Source organism: Geminicoccus sp. (assembly GCF_035556675.1).
Taxonomy (GTDB): domain Bacteria; phylum Pseudomonadota; class Alphaproteobacteria; order Geminicoccales; family Geminicoccaceae; genus Geminicoccus.
On the sequence record NZ_DATMFZ010000358.1, the window covers coordinates 1 to 21,247 of the forward strand.

The window sequence follows — 21,247 nt, forward strand, 5'->3', positions numbered from 1 at the left end:
TACACCTTCGTGCTGCTGCAGGAAGGTGTGTTCAACCAGCCGGCTCCCGGCATCACCGTTTATGTGGACAAGCGCCAGCCGGACGGCTCGTTGACCGGCCTCTTGGTGGACGACGCGCGCGATCCCGAAGCTCCCTCCACCATCACCTCCGAACGCGGCGTGCTGGTGACGGTGGGCGACGAGCCGCGCCTGGTCCTGGAGCGGGGCACCCGGCAGGAGCGGGAGCCGGACGGGCGGGTCTCGGCCCTCCATTTCGATGCCTACACGGTCGACCTCACCACCTTGTCGGAAGAGGACGACGCCTATCGCTGGCGCAAGCCCAAGGAGCGCTATCTCGACGAGTTGCTCTGGCCAGCCGACGACATCGACGACCAGAAGAACTACAGCCGGCTGGTGTCGGCCGCCCATGACCGGCTGACCAGCCCGATGGCGCCCCTGGTCCTGGTGGCGATAGCATTGGCGGTGCTCCTGCCGGCCGACCTCGACCGGCGCGGGCATGGCAAGCGGATCGCGTTCGCCATCCTGCTGGCGACCGTCCAGCAGGTCGTCCAGCTCGCGGCGACCAGCTTCTCCATCAGCTCCCTGGCCTTCGTGCCGCTGTTCTACCTGGCGCAGATCGTCCCGCTGGTCCTGGCCTTCCTGGCGCTCACCGGCCGGCTGCGCCGCCGGCGGCCCCGGCGCATGACCGCCCCGGCCGAGTTGCCCAGCCGGGAGGCGCTGCGTGCGGGAGCTTGAGCAGGCCGCGGCCGGCCCGCTCCTGCCGACGCGCCGCCGCCGCTGGCGGTTCTCCTGGACATTCGCCCGCTATCTCGGCCGGGCCCTGCTCTCGTCGGTGCTGACGGTCACGCTGGGCTTGGTCATACTGGTCCTGCTGTTCGACGCGATCGAGCAGCTGCGCCGCTCCGGCACCCGGGCGGAAGGCGGCTTTACCGAGGCGATCGAGCTGGCGCTCTGGCACGCGCCGTCCACGGCCCAGCAGCTCCTGCCGTTCACCATGCTGTTCGCGGCGATGCTCACCTTCCGGCGGATGTCGCGGACCAACGAGCTGGTGGCGGCCCGGGCGGCCGGCATCTCGATCTGGCAGTTCCTGATGCCGGTCTGGCTGATCGCGATGGTGCTGGGCACGATCAGCGTCACGGTGCTGAACCCGATCAGCACCATCCTCTATGCCCGCTACGAGGCGCAGTCCGACCTCCTGGACGACGGCGAGCTCGACCGGATGGAGGTCGCCAGCGGTGGGCTGTGGCTGCGCCAGGCCCTGGACGGCCAGCCGATCGTCTTCCACGCGCGCGGCGTGGCGGACGGTCAGGCGATGAGCCTGACCGAGGTGACCATCTTCCTCCTGGATCAGGAAGGCGGCTATGCCGGACGGATCGACGCGCCCGCCGCCCGGCTGACGGCGGGGTTCTGGGAGCTGCGCGATGCGGTGATCACCAGGCCGAACGGCCAGGTCGAGCACGACCCGGTCCTGCAGATCCCGACCAACCTGACGCTGGAGCGCATCCATGGCGGGCTGGCCCAGCCGGAGACGATCTCGTTCTGGGAGCTGCCGGACTACATCGCCACGCTGCGCTCGATCGGCCTGCCGGTGCGCGCCCATGTGGTGCACTATCAGAACCTCCTGGCCACGCCCTTGATGTTCGCGGCGATGCTCCTGATCGGCACCGTGTTCTCGCTGCGCTTCGCCCGGCGCGGCGGCACGCTCGTGTTCGTCGCGATGGGCATCGCGTCGGGCTTCGTTTTCTTCGTGTTCGCGAATGTCGTGCTGGCGGTGGGGCTCTCGGGTCGGCTACCAGCGGAGCTGGCCGCATGGACCCCGGCGGTCGTGGCGATCCTGCTGGGTCTCGCCCTTCTGTTCCACACCGAGGACGGTTGAGCGTCGGATGAATTTTGTGCGTCGCCTGCAGCCGGCCTTGCTGGCCGCCACCATTCTCTGCAGCCCCATCCTCTCTGCTCGGGCGCAGGATCAGGCCCCGCCGGAGGTCTTGCTGACCGCCGACCGGCTGGACTTCCAGCAGCGCGACAACCTCATCACGGCCGAAGGCGACGTGCAGATCGACCGTGATGGCCGGACTCTGCTCGCGGACAAGGTGACCTGGGACCGCAACACCGACATCGTCATCGCCGAAGGCAACGTCGTCCTGATCAGTGAGGAAGGCGAGACCGTGTTCGGCGACAAGGTCGAACTGTCCGACAGCCTGCGGGCCGGCTTCATCCAGCAGGCCAGCGTGCTGCTCGCCGACGACAGCCGCCTGGTCGCTCGCCGGGCAGTCCGCTCGAGCGGCAACCGGACCGAGCTCGACCGCGCGGTCTACAGCCCCTGCCCCTTGTGCGACGACCCGGACAGCTCGCCGCTCTGGCAGATCAAGAGCCGTAAGGTGACCCACGACCAGGTGGAGAAGGAGGTCGTCTATGAGGACGCGACCTTCGACCTGTTCGGCATCCCGGTCATGTACCTGCCGCGCTTCAGCCATCCCGACCCGTCGGTGGACCGCAAGTCCGGCTTCCTCAATCCGAGTTTCGGCAGCCGCACGGCGCTGGGTGCCTTCATCCAGGTCCCGTACTACTACGTGATCTCGCCGTCCGAGGACGTCACGATCGCCCCCCTGATCACCACCGAGCAGGGCGTGGCCCTGTTCGGCGAGTACCGGCGGATGGACCGGTTCGGGCCGACTGAGCTCAGCGGCAGCGCCACCTATGCCGACCGTTATGCCGGCAGCAACGGCACCCGTACGGAGAAGGACTTCCGCGGCCATTTCCAGGGGACCGGCCGCTACGTGTTCGAGAATGGCTATGGCGGCGGCTTCGACGCCTTCCTGGCCTCCGACGACACCTATCTGCGCCGCTACGACATCGACGACGAGAACCTGCTGGTGAACCGGCCCTGGGTGGACCGGGCCTGGGACACCAATTACGGCGTGCTCGACGCTTTCTACTTCCAAGGCCTGCTGCAGTCGGACGACCCGGGCCTGACCCCGTTCGTGCTGCCGCGCGGCCAGCTGCGCTGGTCGACGCCGACCAACGGCTCCTGGGGTGGCTTCTACGACGTCGACGCCTCGGTGCTGGCGCTCACCCGCAGCGACGGGCTGGACACCCGCCGGCTGTCCGGCCGGCTCGGCTGGAGCAAGCCGATGGTCGGGCGATTCGGCGACGTGCTGCGCTTTTCCGCCTCCGTGCGGGCCGATGGCTACCAGACCGACGGCGACCCGGAGACCTTTTCCGACGTAGGCGGCAGTAATACCGCCGGCCGGCTCTACCCGCTGCTCTCGGCGGAGTGGAGCCTGCCGCTGATCAAGATGACCGAAGGCGGCTGGCAGCACCTGCTGGAGCCGGTGCTGGTCGGCCACTGGTCGCCCTATGGCGGCAACCCGGACGACATCCCCAACGAGGACAGCCAGTCCTTCGAGCTGGACGACACCAACATCTTCGAGGCCAACCGCTTCACCGGTCTGGACCGGGTGGAGGGCGGCCCGCGCGGCGCCTACGGCCTGCGCTTCGGCTCGTTCTCGCCCGAGACCTTCCGGGTCTCGGGCATGCTCGGCCAGTCCTGGCGCCTCAAGGACGACAGCACGTTCGAGCCCGGCACCGGCCTGGACGAGAACTTCTCCGACTTCGTCGGCCGGATCGAGATGCACCCGGCCCAATGGCTGAACCTGTCCTACCGGTTCCGGGTCGACGACGAGCTGAAGGAGATGACCAAGAACGACCTGCTGGCCTCGTTCAACTGGCGACGCTTCGGCCTGGGCGTGGGTTATCTCAGCCTGACCGACGACCCCGATCTGGAGAACGTCCAGGAGCGCAAGGAGCTGACCGCCACGGTGCGCGCCGGGATCACCGACAGCTTCTCCCTCTCGGCAGGCGTGCGCCAGGACCTAGTCGCGGACGAGCCGGTGACCTACGCGGTCGGGTTCGTCTACAATCACCCCTGTCTCATACTGGTCGCCGGCCTCGAACGCGACTACACGGAGGATCGTGACGCCGGGCCGGCAACGACGCTGCTATTCCGCGTGACGCTGAAGAATCTCGGCGAGTTCGGCGGCCGGACCAGCCTCACTGGAGGCGGCAGCAGCTGAACCACCATCGAGCAACCCGCGGTGACACAGAAACGGCATGATCGCATCCCTTACCCGCGCTGCCCTCCTTTCCCTCGCCCTGCTGGGCAGCACGGCCATCCTGCCGGGTAAGGCAGTAGCGGCCGGCCGGATCGTCGCCGTGGTCGAGGATCAGGTTATCTCCACGGGTGACCTGGAGGACCGGGTATCGCTGGCGCTGGTGTCCTCGGGCCTGGCGACCACGCCGGAAAATCGCGACCGGCTGCGTCCGCAGGTGCTGCGCCTGTACATCGACGAGACCCTGCAGCGCCTGGAGGCGAAGCGGCTGGGGCTGACCGCGACGCCCGACGAGATCAGCCAGACCCTGGCGAACATCGCCGAGCGCAACAGCATGACCATGGACCAGCTCGACGAATTCCTGCGCGGGCAGGGTGCCAGCCTCCTGACCCTCAAGCGCCAGGTCGAGAGCCAGATCCTGTGGGCCAAGGTGGTGGCCCAACAGCTCCGGCCGCGGGTGCGCATCGGCCCCGACCAGGTGGACCTCGCGATCCGCGAGGCGGAACGGGCGCGCAACGAGCCGCAATGGCTCCTGGCCGAGATCACCCTGCCGGTGACCGACGCCAGCCAGGACAGCCAGGTGCGCGCAGATGCGGATGAGCTGGTCGACGCGCTGAACAAGGGTGCCGCCTTCCCGGCCCTGGCGCGCGAGTTCTCGGCCTCGTCCACGGCTGCTGCCGGCGGCGACCTGGGCTGGGTGCAGCCTTCCGGCCTGACCGAGGAGACCCGCACCATCGTCGCCGACATGGGCGTGGGCGACATCGAGGGGCCGGTCCGCACCAATGCCGGCTGGCAGATCTTCATGATGCGCGCCAAGCGCGCGGCCGGCGAGAATGCCGAGGTGGAGATGCCACCGCCCCCGCCGCCCCCGGCCCCGGCGCGGCCGGCCATCCCGCCGACCCGGGTCCATCTGGCCCAGTACGTCATCCCGGTGCCGGAAGATGCCGGCGAGGCGGAGCGGGACAAGCTGCTCGAGCAGGCGGCTGCTTACCAGAACCGCTTCAAATCCTGCAGCAGCCTGCAGGCGGCGGCCGCGGAATCGGGCGGCGAGGGCAGCGGTGATCTCGGCTGGCTCGATGTCGCCGACCTGCCGCAGGTGCTGACGCAGCTGGTCAGCAACCTGCCGAACAACCGGCTGAGCCCCCCGCTCACTGGACCGGCCGGCATCCAGCTCATCATGGTCTGCGACCGTGAGGGCGGCCAGCTGCCGCGCGCGGCCGAGGCGCCGCGGCCGGTCCAGCCCACCCCGCCGCCACCGCCGCTGCCGTCCATGGACCGCGAATCGGTGCAGCGCCGCCTGGAAGGGCAGCAGCTGGACCGGCTGGCCGACCGCTACCTGCGCGACCTGCGCCGCGACGCCTATGTCGACCTGAGGGTATGAACCTGCCGGGACCGGCCGAGATCCTGAAGCGGTCCGGCCACCGCGCCGACAAGCGCCTGGGCCAGCACTTCCTGCTCGATCCCTCCATCCTGGATCGGATCGTCGCCGCGGCGGGCGATCTCCAGGGCCGTACCGTGCTGGAGATCGGCCCCGGCCCGGGCGGCCTGACCGGCGCCATCCTGCGCGCGGGTGCCGCAGGGCTGGTCGCGGTCGAGCGTGATCCGCGCTGGATCCAGGCATTGGCACCGCTGGTCGAGGCCGCCGACGGGCGGCTGCAGGTGGTGGCCGGCGACGCGCTGGCCTTCGACGCCGCCACACTCGATCCTTTGCCGGCGCTGGTGGTGGCGAACCTGCCCTACAACATCTCCACCCCCCTCCTCTTCCACCTCCTGGCCCAGCGGCGGCACTTCGAGCGGCTGGTGCTGATGTTCCAGAAGGAGGTGGCCGAGCGGCTGGCGGCAGAACCCGGCAGCGCGGGGTGGGGCCGGCTGGCCGCCATGACCCAGTGGGCCTGCCGGGTCGAATATCTGTTCCGCCTGCCCAAGGGCGCCTTCAGCCCGCCGCCGGAGGTGGAATCGGCGGTGGTGCGCCTGACCCCGCGCGCCGCACCGGAACATCCATGCGACGAGCGGCGCCTCGGCAGCGTGCTAGCCGCCGCGTTCGGCCAGCGGCGCAAGATGTTGCGCCAGAGCCTGAAGCCGCTGGTCAAGGACCCGGCCCCGCTCCTGTCGGAACTGGGAATCGATCCCACCAGACGCGCAGAGACGCTGGACCTGGCCGAGTTCGCCAGGATCACGAACGCGCTGGCCGGCGCCTAGGTAGGGCCCACGCCCGGCCGGCGGAACTGCTCGACGAACTCGGCCAGGCCCAGATTGCGCCGGCGCTTCAGCCGCTCGGCGATCAGGATGCCGGTGAGCGCACGCATGCTGGTTTCCAGATCGTGGTTCACGATCACATAGTCGTATTCGGCCCAGTGGGTGACGTCGTTGGCGACCTGGGCCAGCCGGTGGCGCACCACCTCCTCCGGGTCCTGGGCGCGCGAGCGCAGCCGCCGCTCCAGCTCGGCCAGGGTCGGCGGCAGGATGAAGATGCCGACCAGGTCCTGCTCGGCCGCCAGCCGGAGCTGCTGGGCACCCTGCCAGTCGATGTCGAACAGCACGTCCTTGCCGGCGGTGAGCGCCAGTTCCACCGCCGGGCGCGGCGTGCCGTAGCTGTAGCCGTAGACATGGGCATGCTCGAGCAGCTCGCCCCGCTCCACCATACCCTGGAACTGGTCCTTGCCGATGAAGTGGTAGTGGACGCCGTCCACCTCGCCCGGCCGGGGCGGCCGCGTGGTCACCGAGACCGACAGGGACACGTCCGGGTCGCGTTCCAGCAGCGTGCGGGTGAGCGTGGTCTTGCCCGCACCCGAGGGCGAGGAGACGACCAGCATGACCCCGCGCCGGCGGATCACGGGTGGAGTGGTGGTCATCGAGCGGGCTCTCCGGTAGTGCAGCGCCCGGACCTCTACCGGCAGGCACCACATCATCCAAGGGGACTGGACCATGCATCGGCTGATCACGGGCGCTTCCAGCGGGATCGGCCGGGCGCTCGTGGCGCGCTGGGCACGGCCCGGCACACTCCTCTCCCTCCAGGGCCGGGACCGGGCACGGCTGGAGGAGACAGCGGCCGCCGCGGCGCTGGCCGGTGCCGAGGTCGACATCCGCAGCTTGGACGTGCGCGACACAGGCGCGCTGGCCGCCTGGGCCAGCGAGCGCGACGCCGCCCGGCCGGTCGACATGGTGGTGGCCAATGCCGGCATCGCCGGCAATCCCGGCGTGAGCGGTGCCGAGATCATGGCGGTGAACGCGGTCGGCAAGATCGCGACGGTCGAGCCGCTCCTGCCGCGCATGGCGGCGCGCCGCCAGGGCCATGTCGTGCTGGTGAGCTCGCTCGCCTCGTTCCTGGCTTCGCCCACCGGGCCGGCCTACGCCGCCAGCAAGGCCGCCGTGCGCCGATATGGCGAAGGGTTGCGCCCGCGGCTGGCACGGGACGGAGTGCGGCTGAGCGTGGTCTGCCCGGGCTTCGTCGACACGCCGCTCACGCGGGTGAACCGCTTCCCCATGCCGTTCCTGATGGATGCCGAGCGCGCGGCCGAGATCATCGACACCGGCCTGCAGGCCGGCCGGGTACGCATCGCGTTTCCCTTGCCGACCTATCTCCTGGCCCGGTTCCTGGGCCTCATGCCCGCCGCACTGCGCGATCCGATCCTGATGCGCCAGCCATCCAAGGAATAACGGCGCTCACTGCTGCGAGCGCTGGAACGCCCGCCACTTGCGGACATTGGCGTTGTGCTCCTGGAGCGTCCGGCCGAACGCGTGCCCGCCGCCGCCATCGGCCACGAAGTAGAGATAGTCGGTGTCGGCCGGGTTCACCGCCGCTTCCAGGGCGGCGCGCCCCGGCAGGGCGATCGGCCCCGGCGGCAGGCCGGCGCGCTGGTAGGTGTTGTAGTCGTCGTCAAGCCGCAGATCGGCCCGGGTCAGCGGCCGGCCGAGATCGGACAGACCCTTGGTCAGCGCGTAGATCACTGTGGGGTCGGCCTGGAGCGGCATGCCCCGGCGCAGCCGGTTCACATAGACGCTCGCGACCGTCCGGTACTCCTCGGGGAGCGCCGTTTCCTTCTCGATGATGGAGGCGAGCGTCACCGCCTCCTCCAGCGTCTCGAATGGCAGGTCGTCGGCCCGCGCTGCCCAGATCTCCTCCTGGGCCTTGCGCATCGCCGCCACCATGCGCTCCGCCACCGCCCGCCGCTCCTCGCCGCGCTGGAAGAAATAGGTCTCGGGCAGGATGCCGCCCTCGGGCGGCAGATCCGGGAGGTCGCCCGTCAGCCGCTCCTCCGCCTCGAGCAGCGCCCAGGCCTCGCGCACGGTCCGCCCCTCGGGCACAGTCAGCCGGTGCAGCACCTGCCGCCCGGCCTCGATCATCGCCAGCGCCTCGTCCGGCGTGACACCGGGAACGAAGCGGTACTCGCCCGCCTGCAGGCGCCGGTCGCGCCCGGACAGCCGGGTGGCCAGCCGCAGGCGCAGGGCGTCGTCGATCACGCCCGCCTCTTCCAGACGGGCAGCGATCCCGGCCATGCCGACCCCGCGCGGCAGGAGGATGTCGACCTCCTGTGCCAGCGGGCCGGGCGTGACCATCCAGTTCTGCAGATGGCGATGGGCGAAGAACGCGCCGCCGATCAGCAGTGCCGCCAGGCACAGGCCGACGACGAGGAGGACAACCTGGCCGCGGCCGATGAACCGCACGTCAGTCCGGAACGCCGATAATCAGCGAAGCATTGGTGCCGCCGAAGCCGAAGCTGTTGGACAGCGCGTTGCGGATGCGGCGCTCCTTGGCCTTGAGGGGCACGAGGTCCACACCGGCCGCGGACTCTTCCGGGTCCTTCAGGTTCAGGGTCGGCGGGGCGATCCCGTGCCTGATCGCCAGGATCGAGAAGATCGCCTCGACCGCACCGGCAGCCCCCAGGAGGTGGCCGATCGCGGACTTGGTCGACGACATCGAGACGTTCTTCATCGCGTCGCCGAACAGGCGCTTGACCGCACCCAGCTCGATCTCGTCGCCCAACGGCGTGCTGGTACCGTGCGCGTTGACATAGTCGATGTCGGCAGGCGTCATGCCGGCATTGCGCAGGGCGGCCGACATGGAGCGGAAGCCGCCATCGCCATCCGGCATCGGTGCCGTCACGTGGTAGGCGTCGCCGGACAGGCCGTAGCCCTTGATCTCGGCATAGATCTTGGCGCCGCGTGCCTTGGCATGCTCGTATTCCTCGAGCACGACCACGCCGGCACCTTCCGCCATCACGAAGCCGTCGCGGCCCTTGTCCCAGGGGCGTGAGGCCTGCTCCGGCGTGTCGTTGTAGCTGGTCGAGAGCGCCCGCGCCGCGGCGAACCCGGCCATTCCCAGACGCGATACCGCCGCCTCCGTGCCGCCCGCCACCATCACGTCGGCGTCGCCGACCCGGATCAGCCGGGATGCGTCGCCGATCGCGTGGGCGCCGGTCGAGCAGGCGGTGACCACGGCATGGTTTGGCCCGCGCAGCCCGAACTTGATCGAGACCTGGCCGCCGGCAAGGTTGATCAGGGCGCTCGGGATGAAGAAGGGGCTGATCCGCCTGGGCCCCTGCTTCTCCAGGACCAGTGCCGCCTCGGCGATGGCGTTCAGGCCGCCGATGCCGGAGCCGATCAGCACACCCGACCGGTTCTTCTGCTCATCCGTGGCCAGCGGAATGCCGCTGTCCGCGATCGCCTCGGCGGCCGCGGCCATGGCGAGCACGATGAAATGGTCGTTGCGCCGGAGTTCCTTGGGGTCGATGAAGTCGGTCGGCCTGAAGCCGCCCGGCTCCCCCTCGCCCGGCACCAGGCCGGCCACCTTGGCCGGAAGGTCCGACACGTCGAACCGATCGATGCGGCGCAGTCCGGACTCCGCGGCCACGAGCCTGTTCCAGCTCGTCTCGACTCCCGTACCCAGCGGGGACACCATCCCCAGCCCGGTTACGACAACACGCCTCATGTCGATCGTTCCAACGTTGCGACGGATGCCAAGGCCGTGGGCGGGTTCAGCTGTTGGCCTTGATGAAGTCGATCGCGTCCTTGACGGTGAGGATCTTCTCAGCCGCATCATCGGGGATCTCGACCCCGAACTCTTCCTCGAACGCCATCACGAGCTCGACGGTGTCGAGGCTGTCGGCGCCGAGATCGTCGACGAAGCTCGCATTCTCCTGCACCTTCGCCTCGTCGACACCAAGGTGCTCGACGACGATCTTCTTAACGCGCTCAGCGATATCGCTCATCGGAAACGGTCCTCGACCCTGGACTGACTGGAACACCCGAACCCGGCGCATCGCGAGCAATACGGCCGACCTACCCCCGGGTGTGGCGGGCTTCCTACACGATGGCTCGAACCTTGACCAGCGTCCGGCCGGCCGAGGTCCCGCCTCGGTGCGCAGATCGTATTGTTTCTGCCGAAGACAAGGGCACGACGCTCAGATCATCGCCATCCCGCCGTTCACGTGCAGCGTCTCGCCGGTCACATAGGCGGCCTCGTCACTGGCCAGATACACCACGGCGGCCGCGATGTCGGCGCCCGTCCCCAGCCGGCCGGCCGGAATACGCCCGAGCAGGCTTTCCCGATGCTTCTCGTCGAGCTTCTGGGTCATCGCGGTATCGATGAAGCCCGGGGCCACGCAGTTGACGGTGATGCCGCGGCTGCCCAGCTCGGCCGCCAGCGCCTTGGTCATGCCGACCAGCCCCGCCTTGGCCGCCGCGTAGTTGGCCTGCCCGGCATTGCCCGTGGCCCCCACCACCGAGCCGATATTGATGATCCGGCCATGGCGGCGCTTCATCATGCCCTTCAGGCCGGCGCGCGAGAGGCGGAACACCGCCGACAGGTTGGTCTCGATCACCGCCGACCAGTCGTCGTCCTTCATCCGCATCGCCAGCATGTCGCGGGTGATGCCGGCATTGTTGACCAGCACGTCGACCGGGCCCGCTGCTTCGGCTTCCTTCATCAGCCGCTCGGCGGCATCCGGCTCCGCGAGATCGGCCACCACCACCTGCACCCGGTCGCCCAGCTCGGCCGCCAGCTTCGCCAGCACTTCCTCGCGCCGCCCGGTGATCACTAGGGAGGCGCCCTGCGCATGCAGCGCCCGGGCGATCGCCTCGCCGATGCCGCCCGTGGCACCCGTGACCAGCGCACGCCGCGCCGAGAGATCGAACATCATGCTTCTCCGGAACAAAATCGGTCGGAAGGAAGGGATCAGGACAGGGCCGCAGCGACGGCGTCGAGATCGGCCGGCTCGGCGAGATTCAGGAGGGTGGCGCCCGGCACGGCACGCTTGGCAAGGCCGGTCAGCACCTTGCCGGCGCCCAGCTCCAGGATGGTGGCGACGCCCAGGCGGCCCATGGTGGCCATGCTCTCGCGCCACCGTACCCGGCTGGTCGCCTGGCGGACCAGGAGGCCCGGCAGGCTTGCCGGGTCGGCCACGGGCTCGGCCGTGACGTTGGCGATCAGCGGCACCGCCGGTGCTGCAAAGCGCACGTCGGCCAGCGCTCTTTCCAGGCGGTCGGCCGCCGGTGCCATCAGCGCGCAATGGAACGGCGCGCTCACCTGCAGGAGCACGACCCGCTTGGCGCCCCGCTCCTTGGCGATGGCGACAGCCCGCTCGACCGCTTCCTTGCTGCCGGACAGGACCGCCTGGCCGTCCGCGTTGTCATTGGCGAGCTGGCACACGCCACCATCCGCCGCGGCGGCATCGGCCACCGCCATGGCGGCGTCGGGGCCCAGCCCCAGCACCGCGGCCATGGCCCCCTCGCCAGCCGGCACCGCGTCCTGCATCGCCTCGCCGCGCAGGCGCAGGAGGCGGGCAGCATCGGCCACTGCGATCGAGCCGGCCGCAGCCAGTGCGGAATATTCGCCCAGCGAATGGCCGGCGACGTAGTCCAGCCGGTCGGCGAGCCTGCCGCCCAGCCGCTCCTCCAGGGCCCGCACGGCCGCGAGCGAAGTCGCCATCAGGGCGGGCTGGGCGTTGGCGGTGAGCGTAAGGCGGTCGGCCGGCCCCTCGAAGATCAGGGCGGAGAGCTTCTCGCCCAGCGCCTCGTCGACCTCCTCGAACAGCCGGCGCGCGGCCGGCGACGCCGCGGCCAGGGCACTGCCCATGCCCACTGCCTGCGCACCCTGGCCAGGAAACACCGCGATCACGGCCATGCTTCTTCCCTTCTGGCTTGCCTTGCGCGCTCGTGGAGGATGCGAGGCAGCCGCGGATGTCAAGCGTGCGGGCGCTTGCATCGGGCAAATGCGCTGCTATGTTCCGCCGGCTTCGTGGTCCGGGCAACCGGACCCGAGGGTCGCGTGCTGCACGGATCAGCAACCCGTACCGCTTTTGGTGGTGGCGGGGATTCGTGCTGTCCATATCAAGGCAGGCCAAAGGGAACGTCATGCCCTTTTACGAGCACACCTTGATTGCGCGTCCCGATCTTTCGGCTCAGCAGGCGCAGACGCTCTCCGAGAGCATCGCGCAGATCATCGCCGACAACGGCGGTTCGGTCAGCAAGGTCGAGTACTGGGGACTGCGCAATCTCACCTACCGGATCAAGAAGAACCGGAAGGGCCATTACCTGCACTTCAACCTGGATGCGGCAGCCGCCTGCATCGAGGAGCTGGAGCGCCAGGAGCGCATCCATGAGGATGTGCTGCGCTACCTGACCGTCCGGGTCGAGGAGCTGGATCCCAACCCGTCGCAGATCATGGTCGCGAAGAGCAGCCGCGAGGAGCGGGGCCGCCGCGACGACGGCTATCGCCGTGACCGCGACGACCGTGGCCCGCGCGAGGACCGCCCGCGCGGCGACCGTGACGAGCCGCGCCGCGAGCGCCGTGAGGAGGAAGTGGCATGATGGACAACGATGCCGGCGAACGCCGCCGTCCTGCCGAGCCGCCGGCGATCACCATCCGCCGGCCGTTCTTCCGCCGCAAGAAGGCCAGCCCCTTCGCGCATGCCGATGCGCCGGCGATCAACTACAAGGACATCAAGCTGCTGCAGCGCTTCATCAGCGAGCGCGGCAAGATCGTCCCGCGCCGCATCACGGCGGTGACCGCCAAGGAGCAGCGCGCGCTGGCCCAGGCCATCAAGCGTGCCCGCGAGCTGGCGCTCCTGCCCTACGTGGCCGGCTGAGGAGGACCGAACATGGAAGTCATCCTCCTGGAGCGCGTTCACAAGCTCGGCCAGATGGGCGAGATCGTGAAGGTGCGCAACGGCTTTGGCCGCAACTACCTGATCCCGCAGGGTAAGGCGGTCAATGCCACCAAGGCCGCGCGTGAGGACTTCGAGAAGCGACGGGTCCAGCTGGAGGCCCGCAACCTCGAGCTGAAGGGCGAGGCGCAGAAGCTGGCCGGCAGCGTCGAGGGCCGCACGATCGTGCAGATCCGCCAGGCCGGTGAGGCCGGCAACCTGTTCGGCTCGGTGACGGCGCGCGACATCGCAGCGGCACTCACCGCCGACGGCCTGTCGATCGATCACCACCAGATCCGCCTGGAGAACCCGATCAAGACCTCGGGTCTCCATCCGGTGATCGTGGCGCTGCATCCCGAGGTCGAGGTCACCATCACGGTGAACGTCGCCCGCACGGTCGAGGAAGCCGAGATCCAGGCCGGCAAGGCCGCCCCCGTCGAAGAGGAGGAGGCCGAGGAGGCCGAGCTCGACGACGAGGACGACCTGGAAGCGCAGATCCTGGCGATCCGCTGACCCTTCGGGGCGGATTTCGCTGCACTGCGCAACCGCGTTGCAAAGCCTGTGTGCGTGTGCACAAACTGGCCATCGATGGGCCAGGATACAGGTGAAGATCAGGGGCTCCTTCGGGGGCCCCTTTTCGGTTGCAGGATGGGCGAAGTCCATCGAAGGGACGCCAGATGAGCACACGCACGGCGGACGAGGCGGGAACCGGCAGCGAGAAGGTCGCGATCGTCAAGAAGTACGCGAATCGCCGGCTCTACAACACGGCGACTTCCAGCTACGTGACGCTGGACGAGCTCAGCCGGATGGTTCGCGACGGCGAGCATTTCCTGGTCTATGACGCCAAGAGCGGCGAGGACATCACCCGCTCGGTGCTCACCCAGATCATCCTCGAGGAGGACGGCAAGGGCCGCAACCTTCTGCCGATCGGCTTTTTGCGCCAGCTCATCAGCTATTACGACGACAGCCTGCAGCAGGTACTGCCGCGCTATCTCGACATCAGCATGGAGAGCTTCACCCGGCAGCAGGACCAGATGCGCGCCTATCTCCAGGGCACGTTCGGGCCGTTCTTCCCGGCCGAGCGGTTCGACGAGATGACCCGCCAGAACATGGCCCTGCTGCAGAATGCCGCCCGGATGTTCAACCCGTTCGCCGCCGCCGCCGCCGCGGCCGCCGGGACGAAGGAGCCGGCCCAGCCCGAGCCGCTGGCAGCCGATCCGGTCCGCGACGAGGTGTCCGAACTGAAGAACCAGCTGGCCGCCATGCAGCGCCAGATCGAGGAGATCGGCAAGAAGCGCGGCTGAGCGCCCGCTCCTCCCCTCTCCCCCCAGCAAGGGACGCCGGATGACACTCGCCTGCTTCCTGCCGGCCGGCACGCCAGCCCGCCGCATCACCCTGGTGCCCGCGGCGCGCTGGGCCGACCATCTTGGCGGCCTGGCGCCGGCCGCCGCTTCCTGGGCGGAGGCGACTGGTTTCCGGGCGCGACCCGGTGCCGTGCTGTTCGTTCCGGGAGCCGGCGGCGAGCCCGCCGCTGTCCTGCTGCTGCTCTCCGATCCAGCCGAGCCCGGCGACATCGCCCAGGCGGTTGGTGCCCTGCCGGCAGGTGACTGGGCACTGGACGATCCGCAGGGCCTTCTGCCGGCCCATCAGGCAGTCCTCGGCTGGGCGCTCGCCGCTTACCGGTTCGAGCGGTTCCGCCGGTTCGATGCCAGCCTGCCCCGGCTGGTGCTGCCGGACGGTGGTGCGGCGGACCAGGGCGTCCGGCTGGCGGAAGCGGTCTGGACCGCGCGCGACCTGATCAACCTGCCGGCCAACGAGCTGGGTCCGGCCGAACTGCTGGACACGGTCGCCGCCATCGGCGGCCGGCATGGCGCAAGGATCCGCCGCCTCCATGGTGAGGAACTGCTGGCTGAAGGCTTTCCGCTGGTCCATGCGGTCGGCCGCGCCGCCGCCCGGCCGCCTGGCCTGATCGACCTCACCTGGGGTGATCCCGATCATCCGAAGGTCACCCTAGTCGGCAAGGGCGTGTGCTTCGATACGGGCGGCCTCGACATCAAGCCGTCCTCGAACATGCTGCTCATGAAGAAGGACATGGGCGGTGCTGCGGTCCTGACGGGCCTGGCCGGTGCCATCATGGCGGGCGCCATGCCGGTACGTCTGCGTCTGATCGTGCCGGCGGTCGAGAACAGCATCTCGGGCAGCGCGTTCCGGCCGGGCGACATCCTGCGCTCGCGCAAGGGGCTCACCGTCGAGATCGGCAACACCGACGCGGAGGGCCGGCTGATCCTGGCGGACGCTCTGGCGCTGGCCGACGAGGAGGAATGCGATCTGCTCCTGGACGCCTCCACCCTCACGGGCGCGGCCCGGGTGGCGGTCGGGCCCGACCTGCCGGCCATGTTCACGCCCGACGAGGCGCTGGCGGACGAACTCCTCCAGGGCGGCCTCGATGCCGGCGAGCCGCTCTGGCGCCTGCCGCTGCACGCGCCCTACCGGCGCATGATCGAGAGCAGCGTCGCCGACCTGAACAATGCCGGGCAGAGCCCGTTCGCAGGGGCGATCACCGCCGCCCTGTTCCTTCAGTCCTTCGTGACCCGTACTGAGCGGTGGGCGCATCTGGACCTGTTCGCGTGGAACCCGGAAAGCCGCCCTGGCCGGCCCAAGGGCGGCGAGGCCACTGGTCTCCAGGCCCTTCACGCCGCCATTGCACGGCGCTATCGGCCATGAGCGAGCGGCCGAGGCGGACCGGGCGCGGCGACTATGTTCGCTTCTTCCCGGTCCAGACGCGCTGGACCGACAACGACATGTACGGCCATGCCAACAACGCGCTCTACTACGAGTGGTTCGACCTGGCGGTGAACCGGCTGATGATGGAGGAGGGTGGCCTCGATCCGACCGGCGGGCCGGTGATGGACTTCGTGGTGGAGAGCGGCTGTCGCTACCACGAGGGCGTGGGCTTCCCCGATGCGCTGGAGGTGGGCATCAGGGTCGGGCGGCTCGGCACCAGCTCGGTGCGCTGGGAATGCGCGGTGTTCCATTCTGGTGCCCCGCTGGCGGCTGCGGACGGGTTCTTCGTCCACGTCTTCGTCGACCGCGCGACCCGCCGGCCGACCCCGATCCCGCCGCCGCTGCGGCGGGTGATGGAGCCGCTGCTGCCCGCTGCCATCTGAACTTTACCAAGGGACGGATCCGTGCCAACCGGGCCGGGTACCGTGCGGAGATCGGGGTGGACACGATCCAGACCAAGCTCAGGGTGAATCTCGCCCAGCGAGAGTTCGAGGTCGCCGGCAGCGAGGCCTTCGTGCGCGAGTATGCCGAGCGGATCGAGCTGTTGCTGGAGCGGCTGGCCAACGGTGTCGAGCTCATGCTCGCCGCCACTGCCGAGCCGGCACCGGCGCGCGAGGCCGACACCGAGCTCGGCGAGTTCGGCGCGTTCATCCAGCGCCTGCCCGGCACGGCCACGGAGGTCGATACCATGCTGGCCGCGGGCTACTACAGCCAGGTCAATTCCGCGGACGACACGTTCGCAACCGCCGAGGCCAACAAGCGTTTGCTGGAGCAGGGCATCAAGCTCGGCAACCCGTCGCAGTGCGTGCGCCAGTCGCTGGTCGCCAAGCGGGTATTCCTGGTCGCGCGCGGCCGCTTCCGCGTCTCGCAGCACGGCCGTGCCCATCTGCGCCAGTTCCTGGGCTCGCTCGTCCCGGACTGAAGCGCCGGAGGTCGTGTCGTGGAGCAGTTCATCAAGCGCCTGTCGCTCTGCCCCCTGCTCCTGCTGGGGCTTCTGCTCGGCTGGACCCAGCCGGCCCAGGCGGCGATCTGCCCGGCTATCCCGATCCCCGAGGAGCTGGGCCTGACCTGCACCGATCGGCCGGGCGATGCGTTCACGCCGCCCTCGGCCAGCATCGCACCCCAGGCCTCCCTGTTCAGCGCGTTTACCGGCCTGACCATCCGCCTTCTGCCCGCGGATGAGGACACCAGCGATCAGGCGGCCTGGCTGCAGCGCCAGGTGACGGTCGATCTCAGCGGTCTGGGCAGCTTCTTCACCGGCCTGGCCGATGATCCGGACCTGCCCGGGCAGGACGGCGATCTCGCGCGCCGGCTGGAGGACACCGGCTCGACCATCGCCTCGCTCGGCGCCCTGCCGCTCAGCGGCTGCGGCGAGCCGGAACTCGGCCCTGAGCGCTCCGACCTGGAGTGCCACTGGGACAGCAGCGGCTTCGGGCTGGCCATGCAGGTCCGGCTGGTGGTGCACGGCAAGGAGCGCTACGCGCTGCGCGCCTGGAGCATGAACGACCGGCGCTTCCTCCAGCTCCAGGCCCTCGCCAACGGCTTCGACCCGGCCAAGGTCACCTGAGAGACCTCGGGCGCGGCCCTAGCGGACCGGGAACTCCAGCACGAGCCGGGTGCCTGCCCCCGTCTCCCAGCCGGGCTTGGCGCCGACCTGGCTGCTCAGCACCTGGATGAGCTGCAGGCCCAGGCCGGACGCGGGCGATGCCGGCAGGCTCATGCCGGGTCCGTCGTCCCACAGCTCGAGCCGGGCACGGCCGTTCTCCGTCTCTGCCAGCGCGAGGCCGGCTCGGCTGCCGCCTGCGGGAAAGGCATGCTGGAAGCTGTTGGACAGGAATTCGCTCACGATCAGGCCGATCGGCAGCGCCTTCTCGCGGGGTACTGCCAGCTCGGCCACTTCCTCTTCCACCACGGCGTTACCCGCGGCCTCGCGCTGGGCCTCGACCATCACCCGGACCAGGTCGCGCAGGAACGGCCGAAGCTCGACCAGCCCGGCGAACTCGGCGCGCACCTGGTCCTGGATCAGGTAGAGCGGCCGCAGCCGGTCGCGCATCCGGCCGATCGCACGGCGCACCCGCTCGTCCGACTCGCGCCGGCTCTGCAGGCTGATCAGGCTGTCGATGGTCTGCAGGCTGTTCTTGAAGCGGTGCTGCAGGTCGTGTCCCAGTGCCTCGGTGGCGTCCTGCACCGCGACACGCTCGGCCAGCAGTTCCTCGTGCCGCGCGCTCACCCGTCGCAGCTCCAATAGACCGACCACCTGCCGGCCGAGCCGGCCGAGCATGTCCAGCTGCGCTTCCGTCAACCGGCGCGGCTGACGGTCCATGACGCAGAGCGTGCCGAGCGGCACCTCATCGGCATTGCGCAGCGACACCCCGGCATAGAAGCGCAACCGTGACTCGCCGGTGACCAGCGGGTTGGCGGCAAAGCGGGGATCGGCAGCCAGATCCTCCACCACCAACGGCTCCGCGGAACGGATCGTATGGCTGCAGATGGCGCCGTCCAGCGGTACCGCGTCCACCGCCATGCCGACCGCCGACTTGAACCACAGCCGGTCGATGTCGATCAGCCCCACCAGCCCGACCGGCGCCTGGCAGACATGGCAAGCCAGGGCCGCCAAGTCGTCGAAGCCGACTTCCGGCGGCGTGTCCAGGATGCGGTAGGACCGCAGCAATGCCAGCCGCTCGGGCTCCTCGGCGACGAGGCCCTGCCCCGCCGGGGCATCGGATTTGCTCATGGACGCATCCTAGCGGGACGGGCGATCACCGACCATGGGTGACGGTGCCGCCCCTGCAGGCGAAATCACCGGTCGTCCTGGCGCCGCTCCGGCAGGGGCCACTCGTCGCCGTCGGGTTCCTCGGCCTCCACCGCCGGGATCGCGTAGCGCCCATCCGCCCAGGCCACGAAATCGCGGTCGCGGCAGGCGCGCGAGCAGAACGGCCGGAACCGCTGCTCACGCGGCTTGCCGCAGATCGGGCAGCGCGGGGTCGCGGCTGGAGTATCGGTCATCCGAGCTCGAAGCCTCCCGCGGCCAGCCGGTCATCCGCGGTCACCGCACCGGTAAAGCCCGCTGCCGCCAGCGCCCGGGCCGGAGCGGCTTCGGTCAGGTAGCGGGCGAGATCGCGGGCGGCCCTGAGCGTGGCGGGCGGCCGGGCCGAGCGGCGCAGCGCCTTGACCAGCCGCTCGGTGCCGGCGCGCAGCGAGGGTGCCGTGCCCTCGCCCCGGCAATGCTGGCAATCGCGCAGCAGCAGTTCGGCCAGCGCGATGCCGCGCCGCGGCCGGCCGATCTCGACCAGCCCCTGGGGCGACACGTCATGGACATGCCCCGCCACCGGATCGGCGGCGAGCGCCTTCTTGAGGGTCTCGACCACGCGGAACCGCTCGTTCTTGCTCACGAGATCGATGAAGTCGACGACGATGATCCCGCCAATGTTGCGCAGGCGGAGCTGCCGGGCGATCTCCCTGGCCGCGGCGAGATTGACCCGGAAGGACGGCTGGCCACCACTGTCCACGTCGATCGCGGTGAGCGCCCGGGTCCGCTCGATCCAGAGCCGCCCGCCCTCGGGCAGGGGAACCTCGCGCTGCAGGGCCGCCTCGATCAGCTCGGCGACACCGGTCACCTCGAAGGCGTCGCCGCTGACCAGCTCGACCAGCGGCCCCTCGCCCGAGCGGAAATGCGCGTCCCGGAATGCCCGGATGCGTGCGGCCAATGCCGGGTCGGCCACGGTGATCGCATCCACCGGGTTGCCCAGGATGGTGCGCAGCAGCCGTTCCACCGTATCGTCGACATCCAGGGGCCCGCTCTTCAGCTTGGCCCGGTCCAGGCAGTCGTGCCAGCGGCGGCGCAGCGCCTCCTGCTCGGCCAGCAGCACCTCGTCCGGCTGGTCCTGAGACCCCCGGCGCAGCAGCACGCCGCCCTTGGGGAACAGCGCCTGGCCACGCTCCTTGAGCAACATCTGCTGGCGCTTGCCGAGATTGCCCGACACCTCGACTGCCTGCGAGGACGGCCGCAGCACCAGGTGCAGCCCGATCAGGCGCACGTCGCAGGTGACCCTGGGCCCCTTCTCGTCGACCGCCTCGCGCAGCCCCATGACCACGATGCGCTGGCCCTCGGCGACGATCCGCTCGATCGGCATGCGCGGGTCGGCGCCGGGCAGGTGGCGAGCGTCCTTGACGTTGAGGAAGGCGTTGTGCCCCTGGCCGATGTCCAGGAAGGCGGCGCCGATCTTGGGCTCGACCCGCACGACCCGGGCTGCGAACAGCCGGTCCGTCACCCGGGCCTCATCGTGGTCGAGGTCGACCACCTCGATCAGCTCGCCATCCTCCAGCCGGGCGGCGCGCAGGCCGAACCCGGTATCCTCGATCACCAGACCGCTGCTCATGTCCTCTTCCAGCCAAGGCCTTCCAGGAGGCCCAGCGTCTCGCACAGCGGCAGCCCCACCACGTTGGAGTAGCTGCCCTGGATCGCCGGCACGAATGCTTCGGCCTGGCCCTGAATCGCGTAGCCGCCGGCCTTGCCGTGCCATTCGCCCGACGCGAGATAGGCATCCCGCTCCGCCGCGGTCAGCCGCTTGAAGCGCACGACCGTCTCGACCAGCCGCTCCACCAGGCGCCGCTCCGGGGTCGCGACCACCACCGCGGTCATGACCCGGTGACGTCGCCCGGACAGGAGATCCAGGCAGGCGGCGGCGGCGGGTTCGTCCAGTGCTTTGGGCAGGATGCGGCGGCCGCAGGCCACCACCGTATCGGCGGCCAGCACGAAGGCCCCGGCCGCCAGCGCCTGTGCGGCACCGGCCATGGCCTTCGCCCTGGCCACTCGCAGCGCATAGGCACGCGGCAGCTCGCCCTGGCGTGTGGTCTCGTCGACATCCGGGCCCACCACCCAGCTGGGCTCGATGCCGCAGCGACGCAGCAGGTCGAGCCGGCGCGGCGATGCCGACGCCAGCCCCAGGGGCACGTGCGCCCCGCTGCCGGGGCTCACTTGAACCGGTAGGTGATGCGTCCCCGGCTGAGGTCGTAGGGCGTCATCTCGACCGTGACCTTGTCACCGGTGAGCACGCGGATCCGGTTCTTGCGCATGCGGCCAGAGGTGTGGGCCAGCACTTCGTGATCGTTCTCGAGCTTGACCCGGAACATCGCGTTGGGCAGCACTTCAGCGATCACGCCACCAAACTCGATCAGATCTTCCTTCGCCATTGACACTCCATTGGCAGT

The 21,247-nt window shown here is 69.8% G+C and carries 25 protein-coding genes; 14 read left to right on the top strand and 11 right to left on the bottom strand.

The window, feature by feature from the left end; translation table 11 throughout:
• From VNS22_RS25285 to rsmA, 5 genes are all read left to right on the top strand, one after another.
• A partial coding sequence (locus tag VNS22_RS25285) for an LptF/LptG family permease (RefSeq protein WP_325737471.1) occupies positions 1 to 735 on the top strand: 735 nt, incomplete at its 5' end.
• Complete coding sequence (gene lptG, locus VNS22_RS25290) at positions 722 to 1,876, top strand: LPS export ABC transporter permease LptG (RefSeq protein WP_325737473.1); 1,155 nt, start codon at positions 722 to 724, stop codon at positions 1,874 to 1,876. The genes VNS22_RS25285 and lptG, both read left to right, overlap by 14 nt.
• A gap of 109 nt (positions 1,877 to 1,985) precedes the next feature.
• Positions 1,986 to 4,073, top strand: coding sequence for an LPS-assembly protein LptD (locus VNS22_RS25295; protein WP_325737475.1), 2,088 nt, complete (start codon positions 1,986 to 1,988; stop codon positions 4,071 to 4,073).
• A gap of 37 nt (positions 4,074 to 4,110) precedes the next feature.
• Positions 4,111 to 5,490 carry a peptidylprolyl isomerase gene (locus VNS22_RS25300; protein ID WP_325737477.1) on the top strand — a complete coding sequence of 460 codons (1,380 nt, stop codon included), beginning with the start codon at positions 4,111 to 4,113 and terminating at the stop codon, positions 5,488 to 5,490.
• Positions 5,487 to 6,308 carry a 16S rRNA (adenine(1518)-N(6)/adenine(1519)-N(6))-dimethyltransferase RsmA gene (rsmA, locus tag VNS22_RS25305; protein ID WP_325737478.1) on the top strand — a complete coding sequence of 274 codons (822 nt, stop codon included), beginning with the start codon at positions 5,487 to 5,489 and terminating at the stop codon, positions 6,306 to 6,308. The genes VNS22_RS25300 and rsmA overlap by 4 nt, the downstream gene beginning before the upstream one ends.
• On the opposite strand, the gene gmk is transcribed toward rsmA, so the two are convergent.
• Complete coding sequence (gene gmk, locus VNS22_RS25310; protein ID WP_325737480.1) at positions 6,305 to 6,961, bottom strand: guanylate kinase; 657 nt, start codon at positions 6,959 to 6,961, stop codon at positions 6,305 to 6,307. The genes rsmA and gmk overlap by 4 nt on opposite strands.
• A gap of 73 nt (positions 6,962 to 7,034) precedes the next feature.
• Between gmk and VNS22_RS25315 the strand changes: the two genes are divergently transcribed.
• Positions 7,035 to 7,766, top strand: a complete 732-nt coding sequence (locus VNS22_RS25315) for an SDR family NAD(P)-dependent oxidoreductase (RefSeq protein WP_325737481.1) — start codon at positions 7,035 to 7,037, stop codon at positions 7,764 to 7,766.
• Positions 7,767 to 7,772: 6 nt separating this feature from the next.
• Here VNS22_RS25315 and mltG read toward each other — a convergent pair whose 3' ends face one another.
• From mltG to fabD, 5 genes are all read right to left on the bottom strand, one after another.
• Positions 7,773 to 8,774, bottom strand: a complete 1,002-nt coding sequence (mltG, locus tag VNS22_RS25320) for an endolytic transglycosylase MltG (protein WP_325737482.1) — start codon at positions 8,772 to 8,774, stop codon at positions 7,773 to 7,775.
• A gap of 1 nt (position 8,775) precedes the next feature.
• Positions 8,776 to 10,038: a beta-ketoacyl-ACP synthase II gene (gene fabF / locus VNS22_RS25325; RefSeq protein ID WP_325737483.1), complete on the bottom strand. Its 1,263-nt coding sequence runs from the start codon at positions 10,036 to 10,038 to the stop codon at positions 8,776 to 8,778.
• A gap of 46 nt (positions 10,039 to 10,084) precedes the next feature.
• A complete protein-coding gene (locus tag VNS22_RS25330) occupies positions 10,085 to 10,318 on the bottom strand; it encodes an acyl carrier protein (protein WP_027134754.1) in 234 nt (77 codons plus the stop codon).
• Positions 10,319 to 10,510: 192 nt separating this feature from the next.
• Positions 10,511 to 11,245 carry a 3-oxoacyl-[acyl-carrier-protein] reductase gene (fabG, locus tag VNS22_RS25335; protein WP_325737488.1) on the bottom strand — a complete coding sequence of 245 codons (735 nt, stop codon included), beginning with the start codon at positions 11,243 to 11,245 and terminating at the stop codon, positions 10,511 to 10,513.
• A 38-nt stretch (positions 11,246 to 11,283) separates the two neighbouring features.
• Positions 11,284 to 12,231, bottom strand: a complete 948-nt coding sequence (gene fabD, locus VNS22_RS25340) for an ACP S-malonyltransferase (RefSeq protein ID WP_325737490.1) — start codon at positions 12,229 to 12,231, stop codon at positions 11,284 to 11,286.
• A gap of 230 nt (positions 12,232 to 12,461) precedes the next feature.
• On the opposite strand from fabD, the gene rpsF reads away from it, so the two are divergent.
• The 8 genes from rpsF (at position 12,462) to VNS22_RS25380 (ending at position 17,603) form a co-directional block, all read left to right on the top strand.
• Entirely contained in the window at positions 12,462 to 12,917 is a 456-nt protein-coding gene (gene rpsF, locus VNS22_RS25345) for a 30S ribosomal protein S6 (protein WP_349261892.1), read from the top strand.
• Positions 12,914 to 13,195: a 30S ribosomal protein S18 gene (rpsR, locus tag VNS22_RS25350; protein ID WP_157505604.1), complete on the top strand. Its 282-nt coding sequence runs from the start codon at positions 12,914 to 12,916 to the stop codon at positions 13,193 to 13,195. The genes rpsF and rpsR overlap by 4 nt, the downstream gene beginning before the upstream one ends.
• A gap of 12 nt (positions 13,196 to 13,207) precedes the next feature.
• A complete protein-coding gene (rplI, locus tag VNS22_RS25355; protein WP_325737494.1) occupies positions 13,208 to 13,765 on the top strand; it encodes a 50S ribosomal protein L9 in 558 nt (185 codons plus the stop codon).
• A gap of 164 nt (positions 13,766 to 13,929) precedes the next feature.
• Complete coding sequence (phaR, locus tag VNS22_RS25360; protein ID WP_325737496.1) at positions 13,930 to 14,556, top strand: polyhydroxyalkanoate synthesis repressor PhaR; 627 nt, start codon at positions 13,930 to 13,932, stop codon at positions 14,554 to 14,556.
• Between the two features lie 40 nt (positions 14,557 to 14,596).
• Positions 14,597 to 15,976: a leucyl aminopeptidase family protein gene (locus VNS22_RS25365; RefSeq protein ID WP_325737498.1), complete on the top strand. Its 1,380-nt coding sequence runs from the start codon at positions 14,597 to 14,599 to the stop codon at positions 15,974 to 15,976.
• Positions 15,973 to 16,419 (top strand): thioesterase family protein, encoded by a 447-nt coding sequence (locus VNS22_RS25370; RefSeq protein ID WP_325737500.1) that lies wholly within the window; start codon positions 15,973 to 15,975, stop codon positions 16,417 to 16,419. The genes VNS22_RS25365 and VNS22_RS25370 overlap by 4 nt, the downstream gene beginning before the upstream one ends.
• 56 nt (positions 16,420 to 16,475) lie before the next feature.
• A complete protein-coding gene (locus VNS22_RS25375; protein ID WP_325737502.1) occupies positions 16,476 to 16,958 on the top strand; it encodes a hypothetical protein in 483 nt (160 codons plus the stop codon).
• Between the two features lie 18 nt (positions 16,959 to 16,976).
• Positions 16,977 to 17,603, top strand: a complete 627-nt coding sequence (locus VNS22_RS25380; RefSeq protein WP_325737504.1) for a hypothetical protein — start codon at positions 16,977 to 16,979, stop codon at positions 17,601 to 17,603.
• An 18-nt stretch (positions 17,604 to 17,621) separates the two neighbouring features.
• Here the strand turns inward: VNS22_RS25380 and VNS22_RS25385 are convergent, their stop codons facing one another.
• From VNS22_RS25385 to infA, 5 genes are all read right to left on the bottom strand, one after another.
• The gene (locus VNS22_RS25385; RefSeq protein WP_325737506.1) at positions 17,622 to 18,770 is read right to left on the bottom strand and encodes a sensor histidine kinase; all 1,149 of its coding nucleotides are present in this window, start codon (positions 18,768 to 18,770) and stop codon (positions 17,622 to 17,624) included.
• Between the two features lie 65 nt (positions 18,771 to 18,835).
• Positions 18,836 to 19,042 (bottom strand): DNA gyrase inhibitor YacG, encoded by a 207-nt coding sequence (locus VNS22_RS25390; RefSeq protein WP_325737508.1) that lies wholly within the window; start codon positions 19,040 to 19,042, stop codon positions 18,836 to 18,838.
• Complete coding sequence (locus VNS22_RS25395; protein ID WP_325737510.1) at positions 19,039 to 20,415, bottom strand: ribonuclease E/G; 1,377 nt, start codon at positions 20,413 to 20,415, stop codon at positions 19,039 to 19,041. Before VNS22_RS25395 ends, VNS22_RS25390 begins: the two co-directional genes overlap by 4 nt.
• Positions 20,412 to 21,014: a Maf family protein gene (locus VNS22_RS25400; RefSeq protein ID WP_414653438.1), complete on the bottom strand. Its 603-nt coding sequence runs from the start codon at positions 21,012 to 21,014 to the stop codon at positions 20,412 to 20,414. The genes VNS22_RS25395 and VNS22_RS25400 overlap by 4 nt, the downstream gene beginning before the upstream one ends.
• The gene (gene infA, locus VNS22_RS25405) at positions 21,011 to 21,229 is read right to left on the bottom strand and encodes a translation initiation factor IF-1 (protein ID WP_027134740.1); all 219 of its coding nucleotides are present in this window, start codon (positions 21,227 to 21,229) and stop codon (positions 21,011 to 21,013) included. Before infA ends, VNS22_RS25400 begins: the two co-directional genes overlap by 4 nt.
• Positions 21,230 to 21,247: the final 18 nt, after the last annotated feature.